Genomic DNA, 11086 nt, shown 5'->3' with positions numbered 1-11086 from the left:
AATAAGGCCGCAGCTGCTCCGCCCGCTTGCACTCGATATGGACGCCGGGGAGGCCCACGATATCGGGAGTGCTCCCGTAACTCACCGCCCGCCCTGGCTCCACATTGTACCCATATTCCTGGAGAAGCCGGGCAAGCTCCAGCTCTCCCGCCCGGCCTTTTCTCTGGCTTGTTCTACCCGTTAGAACCACCCCCAGCCGCAAGCACTTCCTCTATACTCTCCAATACATCCGCAATTCGCTCCAGTTGCTTCACAATCGCTAAAGCCTGGTTGTCCGTCATGTTTTCACCTTCTTCCCGTTTGGAGTGAACATCATTCCAACATCACCGCCGCCCAAGTCGATGAGCTTAGCCCCCATCCCCTGGGCCGTGGTCAGGAAACAGCCACCACCGGGATGATCTATGTAGCGGTCCGGGCAGTCCTTTTCACAGGGCTTCCCATCCAGGGGACAAATTATATCTTTCATACTTTGCCATCCTCCGGTTTCTCAAATTCCCTTTTTATTTCCTCACGAAAAGCCTCACCTGCAACAGTTGTCCTTGATCTATCAACGGGGTAAAATGTTCTTGTTGACCAATCCGGCAGATTCTTTGCCATTCTTTCTTCCGCACAACTCCGAACAATATCCAAGTGATAAGTTAGCTTATACAACCGATCCCACGTTTTGGAATCCATGACGCTTGCATAATCTTTGTCGCATTGGATTTCCACAATTAGATCATGAAGCGCAGCTAATTCCAAGCCCAGCCGTTTCCAGATTTGAGGGTCCTTCGCCTTTTTCTTGTCCATGTCGTTCTCCTCGATACCTTTTATTATTTTCTATACTTGACCACTTTGGTTTTCACGCACCGTCAGAGAGACGCTAGGTGGTCTAGTACGGTCTAACCGTTGCGACACAAGGGATTGCGTACTTGACCAGGGTGGTCAAGTACAAAATCTGTACTCGCCATTTACAGCCGTACTAGACCAGGGTGGTCAAGTACGGAAACCCTTGATATCACTAGAAAAACTTCGTACTAGACCACTTTTGAAATGTCTGACGGTGGAGCACTGTCAAAGGGTGTCGGTATATCCTCTCGCAACTCCTCAAAATTAGAGGTTAGATCGGTTAATGCCTGGATGTGCCACACCCTCCTATCATTGCTTCCAGTATGGAAGTACCTCACATTGCCCTCTTTCTTTAAATCGGCCTTTGCCCGCTTCAAAGAGCTAAAGCTATACCCGGCGGCGGTTATCAGCTCGTCCAAATCAGCAGTAGGCATTGCACCCCCGGTTTCATGCAGAGTTTTCATAATGAACGCCTTGCAATCCTCCCGCATTGGTGAGGACTTGGCCTGTTCCGCCCCCATGACATACTCACGATCTCGCCGCCAGCTTGTCCCCTCTTTATGTATCTGCTCGTCGCTGTCAATGGAGAAAAGGACTGTTTCCTGCAACTGGGCATAATTGTTTTTCTCATTGGACAGGTAGCGGACGCCCTGATCCTCGGTAAATCCGGCCATAAGCACAGACCGGGCAATATCCCAAATGTCGGCGCTGTCAGCAATACGATCCCGCCCACAGGCACCTTTGCGTTTGTTGGTATGGCAGACAATCAGCGCCGTGGTGTTGATGTCCTCTCCGATGGTGATAAGCTGAGCGGTACAATCCCGCATTTCGTTCCGGCTTCCCATGTTGACGCGCGGTGGGGTAAAGCCCTGTATAGGGTCAAAGACACATAGCGCAGGACGGAAGTAGCGCAGTACCCTCTCCAATTCCTCAGAACCGAACTTTAACTTATGGAGCATCCCAGAACGATCTCCAACAAAATCAGGGGTAATGATATTTTTCATGTTGGCCCCGGCAAGGCGCAGTTTTTTCCGCAGTTTCTTCCTTACACTGTCCTCCGTGGTCAAGAACATAATTTTCATTGGTTCACGGGTATATCCCGGCGGGTCAAGTATGCAGGTTGTACCATTGCTTAACGCCGCAATTATGTGACACCACAATGTGGTTTTTCCTATTCCCCCATCCGCCGCAATAACTGATATTTGTCCCGCAGGTATCCACCCCGGAATAAGCCATTTGGCGTCCTCCTCTGGAAAGTCCTCCAGTGATTTGAACAAGGACAGCAAAGGATCTGCCTCTGACGGAGGCGGCTCCCATTGTGGTGTTGTGCTGATGAGCTTAGCAATCATATCACATGATTTCTCTGCTCCAAACTTTGCGACAAGATCGGATATATCCCCCTTTTCAGGCATATTGGTCCATACTTGTGTTAAGTCCAGCACTTGCACACTAGAAGCCACACCATGAATAGCGGCGGCGGTCTCCTGTGCATAGTCCTTTCCCGTTTGGTCGTTGTCCTGGAATATCACCACAGAGAGGCCCTTTAGCTGCTCGGTATACTCTGGCCTCCATTTCCCCGGTCCAGCTCCGTCTTCTCCGCTGACAGCATCATAGCCTAGCTTGTGGAGGGTATCACAGTCTTTTTCTCCTTCGACCACAAAGACGGCTCCAGTCAGTTGACCGGCTATGTAGAGGGAGTGCGGGGCGTTGCCCCGTCCTTTCTTCCATGCGCCGTTCTCCAGGTGGAACCAAATCCCGTATTTTGACCCATCTGTCCGGCGATACATGACCTTTTTGACCTGTCCGCCTGGGTATATATGCTCCCGCTCGGCCTGTCCATAATCCTGTTTCCTGGGCGGCTCCTGGATATTAAATTCTTTTTTCATCCACTCCACCGCCTCAGTGTTTGATATGCCAAGATACTTTGATACAAGATCAACAGCGTCCCCATGCTCACCACAACCAAAACACTTCCAGCCATCAGCGTATATCTGTAAGCTGGGGTTTTTGTCCCCAGCATGAAGAAAGCACCGCACCTTGTCCTGTCGGTTCAAATCCAGCCCCAGGCGGCGGGCTACCGTGCGGCAATCTTCCCTTTTCAGTTCTTCAAAGTCGATTGCCACGCATTACACCTCTGCTTTCTCGATTGCATCAGCGGCTTCCAGAATCTCCGCCGCTCTACGGCGAAGCGAATCTACGCAGCGGTCCTTTTCTTCCTTGCTAGATGGGAGGTAGTATCCGTCCAGGTTGTTGCTGAGGATCGGGATATGCCTCCGTCGCTCTATGTGGATCTGCTTTCTTACCTCTCTCTCTGAAAGCTGAGTAATCCGCACCAGGTCCCGGAGATGGAGCCCTTGTCCCGCTCCAGCAAGCAGAAACTGGGAAATATATCCCGCTTGCGTCCGGCCCTGGTCTGATGTACAATAGTTTTGGGAAGTGGTGTCCGCCCGTGAAGCCGACCCCGTTTCCTCCGCCCGTTCCGGTGCTGCAACACTGGAGCGGGTTTTTCTTTGTTCACTCATTGTTCGTTCACCTGCTTTCTAATCCATTCCTGCAAGCCAGCCACACTGACCAGTGTTCGGTTGCCCAGTTTGAAGGATGGAAAGTCCCCACGGTGGATGTACTGATAGATTGTGGGTTTACTTACTCCCAGTAGCCGGGCCGCTTCGGGTGCAGAGACGGCCAAAGGCTCCAGTTTTTCCATCACTGCACCTGCCTTTCCTGGGCGGATTTTTGTGCTTTCCGTTCCCAGTAGCGGAGGTTGTTTGCTCTGACTTTTTCCTTGTTTTTCCGTCGCCATTCGCGCTGATATTCCCGGCGTAGTTCTAGGGCCCTCTCGTTTAACTGCTTTTCACCCATGTTTTCTTCTCCTTTCTCTTGACTAGTGATTTCTCTAATGCTATACTTACAACGTAATTATAACAAACAAAAAGAGAAAATGGAACACTTAGAGAAAATCTTTCGGCATATATACACTAAGCGAGAATAATTTAGGAGGCTTTGAGTATGAGTAGAGCAAAAAAAGACACCCCGCCTCGCTTTCCAGAGTTTCGGGCTGCCTTTCTTGAATTGATGGGAGATATGACATTAGATCAATTTTCAAAAAAACTGGAAATGTCCCGTGCTACCGTGGGATTTTATGCAGCAGGCCAGAGAATCCCGGACGCTCTTGGACTAAAGAAGATAGCTAAAAAATGCAATGTTTCGGCGGATTGGTTGCTTGGATTATCTGATGTTAAAAGTGTAGATATGGACATTCGAGTTGCATGTCAGTCTACGGGATTAACAGAAAAGACCGTTAAATTATTACACTATGGGAAAGAAGGCTTTGATTTCGCTGGTGTGAAGGAATTTTTTAATTTTTTAATGGGACTACCTGCTGTTACAGTATTTGAGAACTGTCTCCAAAGAGCAGCACTAGCTTCTTTAGCTTATGAAAGGGTTCCACCAGAGGAGGGCGGAGGGCTCAATTTAGATGAACTCCGCGAATTGCCTTATGATGATTATAAGCAAAAAATGCAAGAACTGGACGCTTTAGCTACAGAAAGAGAACGTCAAATGACCGAAGATTTACTAAGTGGTTATTGCATAAAAATAGGGTTTGATGAAGCAATAGATTTTTTTACAACTCGTGCGACTGCAATCCTTGATGGTGTTACTAATGTATGTGTGGGAAATATTGCAAATAGAATTACGGATGATAAATAAAAAACCGCCCCCAGTGCTACCAACACCAGGGACGGCTATAGGGGGCAGTAAACTTGTGGGCCTACTGCTCCTCCATTCTACCACAAACAAAGGAGGAATTGCAATGGCGAGAAAGAGCAACACCAGAGCCGCACAGGGGAGTGGGACGATCCGACAGCGGAAAGACGGACGGTGGGAGGCCCGTTATACTGTGGGCCGTGATCCCGGCACAGGGAAACAGATACAGCGGTCAGTCTACGGGGCCACTCAGCAGGAAGTGAGAAAGAAGCTGGCCCAGGTCACCACTGCACTGGACTGTGGAGACTACTTTCAGCCATCTAAAATGACGCTGGCCAGATGGGTGGAGTTATGGCTTCAGGAGTACACCAGCGACAAGAAGTATCTGACCGTCAAGCACTACACGGCGCAGTGCAAGACCCACATTGTACCCAGCTTGGGGGCGGTGAAGCTGGCGGAATTGACTGCACCCCAGATACAGGCTTTTTACAATGGACTTCTTCGTGATGGTATGGCCCCCAAAAGTGTTCGGAATATCCACGGTATCCTCACCAAATGTCTCTCAACCGCAGTCAGCGTGGAATACATTCGGGACAACCCTGCAAGCCGTGTCACACTCCCCCGGGTGGAGAAAAAAGAAATTCACCCACTCACAGATGAACAGGTGAAGGACTTTCTCCGGGTATCCGCTGGGGATGAATATGAAATTCTCTTGAAGGTGATCCTTTTTACCGGCCTGCGGGAATCGGAGGCCATTGGTCTAACCTGGGACTGCGTGGACTTCAAAGCGGGGACCGTGAAAGTCTGCAAGCAGCTCCAAAAGCGTCCGCTGTCTGATGGCGGCTTTACCTTCGCTCCGCTGAAAAACGACAAGACCCGCACACTTCGCCCCGCCCCCTTTGTCTTGGAGCTATTGGAGCGCCGCAAACGAGAGCAAGCAGAGCAGCGGCTCAAGGCCGGGGAGCTGTGGGTGGGCTGGCAGACAACCGATCAGCAGAAAAGCGCCCTAGTATTCACCACAGCGACGGGGAGCAATCTCAGTCCCCAGACGGTCTATAACCATTACAAGAAGCTGGCCTCTCAAATCGGGGCTCCAGATAGCCGGGTACACGATCTCCGGCATACCTTTGCCGTCCTCTCCCTCCAGAATGGGGACGACGTAAAAACTGTTCAGGGAAATTTGGGGCACGCAACGGCGGCCTTTACCCTAGATGTTTACGGCCATGTGTCAGAACGCATGAAAGAGGATAGCGCCGCCCGGATGCAGGAATACATATCGAACCTGTAAAGGGTCAATTAAAGGGTAATGGTCCCAAAAAGCAGCAAAGAAAAACCCTAGAACCGTTGAGGCTCTAGGGTTTCTTTATGGCAGCGGGAGAAGGATTCGAACCCTCACAAACAGAGTCAGAGTCTGTCGTGCTACCCTTACACAATCCCGCTATTTCTTTGTAGCTCTCGCGAGCACGAACGTTATTATAGCAAATTGTGCGGAATTGTCAAGGGGTTTTTGGAAAAATTTTTTCTTTCTTTTCTTCCGTCTCCCGGCCGGCCGCCGCGGGGGCCTCGGAAAACAGAATCTCCTCCGCCTCCCCGGCCCCGTAGCAGGCATTCAGCACCGCCAGAAGGCCGTTGGCGGTGAGGTGCTCCGGCAGCTCCAGCCGGCGCAGCAGGGCCAGGCGCCGGGCGCCGCTGTCGGGGCGGCCTGACAGCCCCGCCGCGTACAGGTCCGCCTTGGTGAGCCCCGGCGACGGGGCGCACGTCCCTCCCTCCTCCAGGAAGGTGGCCCCCGCCCGTCGGAGGGACTGGATCAGCACCTGGGGCGGCATCCCCTCCACTCCCAGTTTGCCCTCCCGGCCCCTCTGCTTCTTCCGCCGCTCCTTGCCGTACACGTCCGGGATATAGGCATGCTTCAGATACTGCCCCGGGATACAGCTCTTGATCCGGCTTCGGATCACAAAGCCCGCCCCGTCGGAGTCGGTAAGCACGATCAGCCCCCGGCGCTCGGCGGCCCGGCGCAGCAGGGCCATCTGATCCCGGTCCTTGAAGATACCGAAGCCCGCCGTCTCCAGGATCAGGGTATCCACCACCTGGGACAGCGCGTTTTTGTCATACCGGCCCTCCACCACGACAGCCTCCCGGATGTGAAGCAATCTCCTCTCCTCCTCTCATTCGCCTGCGGACCGTTCTCAGCCCCGGGCCCCCTGCCGCCCCGCCGGCCGTGACGGAGCCGCCAGCTCCAGCAGCAGGCCGGTCAGCAGCTCCTGGGCGTCCTGTCCGGTGGACTTCATGGCCAGGTCCGTCTGGCCGCAGCGGACCACCGCCCGCCGGCACCAGCTCAGGGAGAACCGGCGGGCCGAGGTCATCAGCTTGTCCGCCGGGTAGGGCTTCAGCCCCCACAGCCCCGCCACATAGGGGGCCCCCTTCCCCTTCTCGATGGCCAGCCGGGCGGAGTAGAGCTGGCGCATCTGCCGGCCCAGAGACCACATGATGCGGATGGGCGGCTCCTGCATCTGGTACAGCTCCCCCAGCACCGAGGCCGCCCGGTCGAAGTTCCCCTCGCCGATGGCGTCCGTCATGCGGAACACCACCGCGTCCAGCTGGGGGGTGGCCACCGCGTCGATGTCCTCCCGGGTGATCCGCCCGCCCTTGGCATATGCCCCGATCTTCTCGATCTCCCCAATCAGATTTGTCATCAGGTCCCCGCACAGGAAGATCAAATCGCAGGCCAGCCGGGTGTCGATCTCCTTGCCCAGCGCCCGGAAGCGCCGGCGCACCCAGTCCACCAGGTCCCCCTGGTCCTGCCGTGCGAAGTTGACCACCGTCCCGTTCTGCTTGATGGCCGCCGCCAGCTTGGTCCTGGCATCCCCCTTGTAGGGGATCAGGTCATAGACAAAGACCAGGCAGCAGTAGTCCGGGAGCTGGGCAAAGGCCCGTGCATACTCCTCCCGGTCCTTCTCCCCCGCCTTGAACAGGTCAAAATCCCGTACCAGCACCAGGGTCCGGGGCGCCATCATGGGCAGGCAGTCCACCGCCTCCTCCAGGCGGCGGGGGGACATCTCCCGCGCCGGGATGGTATGGAGGTTGAATTCCCCCATCCCCCCGGTGAGCAGCAGCTCCTTCAGCCGCCCCAGGTAGTGGTCCCTCAGATAGGTCTCCTCCCCGTGGAAAAGATAGAGCCTCCCCGGCTCTCCCCCGGCCAGATCCTTTTTCAGCTGCTGATATCCGGCCGTATCGGCCTTCTGTTTGGGCGGCATAGCATTCCCTCCGTCTTTTCTTTGTACGCTCACCGGGTCCTCACGGTCACGGTGCCGTCCCGGTCGGTGCGATAGATCTCCGCACCCGCGCGCTCCAGCCGTTCCAGCGTCTCCGGGGCCGGGTGCCCGTAGGCGTTGTCCCGCCCCACTGAGAGGATGGCAGTCTCCGGCTGAAGGGCGTTCAGCAGGGCCTGAGAGGTGGAGGAGGCCGACCCGTGGTGGCCCGCCACCAGCAGCTCCACGTCCCGGAGCCCCGCGTGCTCCACCAGCATGCCCTCCACATCCCCGCTCATATCTCCGGTGACCAGCAGGTCCAGTCCGCCGGCGCCGGCCAGCACGGACAGCCCCAGCTCGTTGGCCTCTCCCGCTCCCAGAGGGGGATACAGCGTCAGCTGCCCCTTCTCCAGCTCCACTGTGGTATCCCGGCGGACCCACCACAGCGGGATGCCCTTCTCCTCCGCCAGCGTCAGGATCTCCCGCCGCAGGGGGCTGTCCTCCTCCACGTCCGGCAGGGCGATGGCGGACACCGACAGCCGCTCCAGCAGCTCGGGCACGCCGTTGGCGTGGTCGTCGTGGAAGTGGGTGAGCACCAGCAGATCCAGCCGGTCCCGCCCCAGCCCCTGAAGGCAGTCCGCTGCCGTGTCCCCGGGGTCGTCCGGTCCGTCCCCGCCGCAGTCCACCAGGGTGTAGTGGTCCCCCAGCCGAATCAGGACGCTCTGCCCCTGCCCCACATCCAGCACCGCCGCCGTCATATCCCCCGCCTGAAAGCTCCGGGCGTGGAACAGCAGGCTGGCGCACAGCGCAGCCAGGCAGGCACAGACAGGGGTCTTCCATCCCTTCTTCCCCCGGTACAGCAGCCCCAGGAGCAGCAGGACATAGACGAACAGCAGCCAGGCCAGATAGTAGAAGGAGCTGGTGCTCAGTGCCGAGAAGGGGGCCCGGGCCAGCCGGGGCACCACCCAGTCCAGATAGCGGACAAAGGGGAGCACCGGGAGAGCCAGCACCCTGCCCAGTTCCGGCAGCACTGCCCCCGCCGCTCCAGCGATCAGCCCGCCGCTGAAGGCCGCAGACACGGCCCACAGGGTCATCAGATTAGCCAGGGGGGAGATCAGGGACAGGCTCCCGAAATAGAGGGCCGTCAACGGCGTGGTGAACACCATGGCCCCCAGGGTGGCAGACAGGGCCGCCGCCCCGAAGCGGACCAGTGCCCCCAGCAGCCGGAGCGGGATGGAGTCCTTGGGCGACCGCTTCCACCCCCGCAGCATCCGCTCCTGGAGCCGGTCTGAAAAAAGCAGGATGCCCGCCACCGATGCAAAGGAGAGCTGAAGTCCGATATGGGCTGCGGAAAAGGGGTTCCAGGCCAGCAGGAGCATCAAGGCCAGGGCGAGGGCCGTCAGCGGGTCCCGCTCCCGCCCCAGCAGGGCGGCCAGTTGCAGCAGGATCAGCATCACCGCCGCCCGCACCACTGAGGGCGTGCAGCCGGAAATGAGCGTAAAGACCAGCACCACCCCGCAGGTGACCAGGGCGGAGCGCCGCTTTCCCCGGCCCAGCAGGCCGGAGACCAGGGCGGCCAGGAAGGACAGGTGCATCCCGGACACCGCCACCGTGTGGGACAGGCCGGTTCGCTGAAGAGAGGAGGTGTAGTGGTCGGTGAGGTTGTCCCGGTTCCCGGTGGTCAGTGCCCGGATCAGGGGCGCCGCATCCTCTGGGAAGGCGGCGTCCACCCCCTGTTTGAGCTGGTGGGCCAGCTCCGCCGGGAGATACCGCAGCGGGAGCCGCTCCGGCCGCGTCACCCGCAGTTCGCCGTAAGCCTCCGCCCGCAGAAAGATGCCCTTTGCGGTGTAGTAGGTGATCTCCTCCCCGCCGAAGGTCCGCTCTGCCAGGGTGCAGTGGGCCACCGTCTCCACCCGGTCCCCTGGCCGCAGGTCCGCCCCCTGTTCGTCCGCATAGACCAGCGTGGGCACCGGGGCCCCCGGCTCCCCGTCCGCCCGGACCAGCACTGACCAGCCGTAGTCGGTCTCCTGGGGGTACTCCATCACCGTGCCGGACAGCCGGATGGTCCTGTCGTCCAGCGCCCGGGCCGGGGCATAAAACACCGCCCCATAGGCCGCCGTCCACAGCAGTCCCAGGGCCAGCCCGCCGCAGATCAGGGCCCCTCTTACTCGTGCCCGCCCACGGAGGCACAGGAGGGCCGCGGCGCACAGCGCCGCCAGGACACAGCTCAGCGGGAGCAGCGCCCCCTCCAGCAGCGGGATGCAGTTGGCGGCAAAGACGGCCAGAGAGAAGGAGCCCGCCGCCGTTGCCAGCACCCGCACAGCCCTCTCCTCCTCTCTGTCCGCCTTTTGTCCGTTCTCTCAGATCAGGGGGAGCCGCCCCTTCTCATCCAGCTGTCTGGGGATGACCCCCATCTGCTGGAGGATGGGCAGCAGCGCCTGGAACAGTACATATATCACCAGGGTCTTGGGCAGGACGGTCACCAGGTTCTTGCCCAGGCTGGGCAGGAACCACCCCCAGTAGACCCCGCCCCGGAGCATCAGGTTCCACAGGGAGCCCATCAGGGCGTTGACCAGCAGGTTCACCACCAGGTTGGCCAGCACGATGCGCAGCACCGTGATCCGCGCCCGGTAAAAGCACAGGGCATAGACCAGCACCCCTGCCATGGTAGACAGGGTGTAGCCAGGGAAGAAATCCCCGGTGGGCTGGAGGATAAAGCCCAGGATATCCTCCACAAAGCCGAACACCAGTCCCATCACCGGCCCGCAGACCAGGGCGCACAGCGCCCGGGCCAGAAAGCCCCAGGTCATCTTGGTGTGGGCGATGGGGATGCCGGGGATGAGGGACAGCGCCCGGGCCATCGCCACCATCAGCGCCGCGAACATCAGCAGCTTCAGGCTTTTCATGGCCTGATTCCCCTCCAGCCACCAGCCGGGCTGGAGCGGGGTGCGGTACAGGGTCTTGGAACATTGGTCTCGATACATAAAGAAAACGCCTCCTTCTGCGATCCGGCAGCCCTTTCGGGATTGCCGCACAGAGGAAGCGGAGGTCCCGCCCCGGTATGCGGCAGCGGGATGCGGGATCATGCACTGCCGCGCGTCTGCGCTGTTCGTCCGGCGGACAACTCCCCGTCCCGCCGGCACTACACGGTCCCCTTTGGGACCAGCACGCATGCCCCTACTCTGCCTTTGTTTCAGTGTACCTCTTTTTCCGAAAAAAAGCAAGAAAAACCAGCGGAGGGGACACAGATGCGCTCTCGCGCCGGATCTTACGACTCTGCCCGCAAAGTCCTTCCGCAAATTTTT

Annotated in this window: 11 protein-coding genes, 1 tRNA gene and 1 riboswitch; of the genes, 2 read left to right on the top strand and 10 right to left on the bottom strand. The window is 58.1% G+C overall.

Going from position 1 to position 11086, the window contains the following annotated elements; all coding sequences use genetic code 11:
* Nucleotides 1-277 precede the first annotated feature (277 nt).
* The 5 genes from NE584_RS18240 to NE584_RS18220 all read right to left on the bottom strand — a co-directional run bounded on the left by NE584_RS18240 (nt 278) and on the right by NE584_RS18220 (nt 3687).
* Nucleotides 278-466 carry a hypothetical protein gene (locus tag NE584_RS18240; protein ID WP_256183431.1) on the bottom strand — a complete coding sequence of 63 codons (189 nt, stop codon included), beginning with the start codon at nt 464-466 and terminating at the stop codon, nt 278-280.
* On the bottom strand, nt 463-789 hold the full coding sequence (locus NE584_RS18235) for a hypothetical protein (RefSeq protein ID WP_256183430.1): 327 nt from the start codon (nt 787-789) through the stop codon (nt 463-465). Before NE584_RS18235 ends, NE584_RS18240 begins: the two co-directional genes overlap by 4 nt.
* 227 nt (nt 790-1016) lie before the next feature.
* Nucleotides 1017-2951 (bottom strand): AAA family ATPase, encoded by a 1935-nt coding sequence (locus tag NE584_RS18230; protein ID WP_256183429.1) that lies wholly within the window; start codon nt 2949-2951, stop codon nt 1017-1019.
* A gap of 395 nt (nt 2952-3346) precedes the next feature.
* On the bottom strand, nt 3347-3532 hold the full coding sequence (locus NE584_RS18225; protein WP_256183428.1) for a helix-turn-helix domain-containing protein: 186 nt from the start codon (nt 3530-3532) through the stop codon (nt 3347-3349).
* A complete protein-coding gene (locus NE584_RS18220; RefSeq protein WP_256183427.1) occupies nt 3532-3687 on the bottom strand; it encodes a phosphatase in 156 nt (51 codons plus the stop codon). The genes NE584_RS18225 and NE584_RS18220 overlap by 1 nt, the downstream gene beginning before the upstream one ends.
* A gap of 147 nt (nt 3688-3834) precedes the next feature.
* Between NE584_RS18220 and NE584_RS18215 the strand changes: the two genes are divergently transcribed.
* Both NE584_RS18215 and NE584_RS18210 read left to right on the top strand, forming a co-directional pair.
* Entirely contained in the window at nt 3835-4536 is a 702-nt protein-coding gene (locus NE584_RS18215; protein WP_256183426.1) for a helix-turn-helix domain-containing protein, read from the top strand.
* Between the two features lie 103 nt (nt 4537-4639).
* A complete protein-coding gene (locus NE584_RS18210) occupies nt 4640-5821 on the top strand; it encodes a site-specific integrase (protein ID WP_256183425.1) in 1182 nt (393 codons plus the stop codon).
* A 78-nt stretch (nt 5822-5899) separates the two neighbouring features.
* On the opposite strand, the gene NE584_RS18205 is transcribed toward NE584_RS18210, so the two are convergent.
* From NE584_RS18205 to NE584_RS18185, 5 genes are all read right to left on the bottom strand, one after another.
* A tRNA-Gln gene (locus NE584_RS18205) sits at nt 5900-5973 on the bottom strand.
* Between the two features lie 56 nt (nt 5974-6029).
* Complete coding sequence (locus NE584_RS18200; RefSeq protein WP_256183424.1) at nt 6030-6683, bottom strand: toprim domain-containing protein; 654 nt, start codon at nt 6681-6683, stop codon at nt 6030-6032.
* Nucleotides 6684-6719: 36 nt separating this feature from the next.
* A complete protein-coding gene (gene holA / locus NE584_RS18195) occupies nt 6720-7787 on the bottom strand; it encodes a DNA polymerase III subunit delta (protein ID WP_108981411.1) in 1068 nt (355 codons plus the stop codon).
* A gap of 29 nt (nt 7788-7816) precedes the next feature.
* A complete protein-coding gene (locus NE584_RS18190; RefSeq protein WP_256183423.1) occupies nt 7817-10102 on the bottom strand; it encodes a DNA internalization-related competence protein ComEC/Rec2 in 2286 nt (761 codons plus the stop codon).
* 39 nt (nt 10103-10141) lie between these two features.
* Entirely contained in the window at nt 10142-10765 is a 624-nt protein-coding gene (locus NE584_RS18185; RefSeq protein WP_050624541.1) for a folate family ECF transporter S component, read from the bottom strand.
* Between the two features lie 81 nt (nt 10766-10846).
* A riboswitch (THF riboswitch) is annotated at nt 10847-10968 on the bottom strand.
* Nucleotides 10969-11086 lie beyond the last annotated feature (118 nt).

The sequence above is a fragment of the Clostridium sp. DFI.5.61 genome (assembly GCF_024462915.1).
Classification (GTDB): domain Bacteria; phylum Bacillota; class Clostridia; order Oscillospirales; family Oscillospiraceae; genus Lawsonibacter; species Lawsonibacter asaccharolyticus.
The sequence above is the reverse complement of the archived record's forward strand: the minus strand, read 5'-3'. Positions and strand labels throughout refer to the sequence as shown.

What these genes read in the sequence shown, in the direction of transcription:
- NE584_RS18215 (WP_256183426.1), top strand. Translation starts at nt 3,835, where the DNA reads ATGAGTAGAGCAAAAAAAGACACCCCGCCTCGCTTTCCAGAGTTTCGG.
- holA (WP_108981411.1), bottom strand. Translation starts at nt 7,787, where the DNA reads ATGCCGCCCAAACAGAAGGCCGATACGGCCGGATATCAGCAGCTGAAA.
- NE584_RS18240 (WP_256183431.1), bottom strand. Translation starts at nt 466, where the DNA reads ATGAAAGATATAATTTGTCCCCTGGATGGGAAGCCCTGTGAAAAGGAC.
- NE584_RS18220 (WP_256183427.1), bottom strand. Translation starts at nt 3,687, where the DNA reads ATGGGTGAAAAGCAGTTAAACGAGAGGGCCCTAGAACTACGCCGGGAA.
- NE584_RS18185 (WP_050624541.1), bottom strand. Translation starts at nt 10,765, where the DNA reads ATGTATCGAGACCAATGTTCCAAGACCCTGTACCGCACCCCGCTCCAG.
- NE584_RS18210 (WP_256183425.1), top strand. Translation starts at nt 4,640, where the DNA reads ATGGCGAGAAAGAGCAACACCAGAGCCGCACAGGGGAGTGGGACGATC.
- NE584_RS18235 (WP_256183430.1), bottom strand. Translation starts at nt 789, where the DNA reads ATGGACAAGAAAAAGGCGAAGGACCCTCAAATCTGGAAACGGCTGGGC.
- NE584_RS18225 (WP_256183428.1), bottom strand. Translation starts at nt 3,532, where the DNA reads ATGGAAAAACTGGAGCCTTTGGCCGTCTCTGCACCCGAAGCGGCCCGG.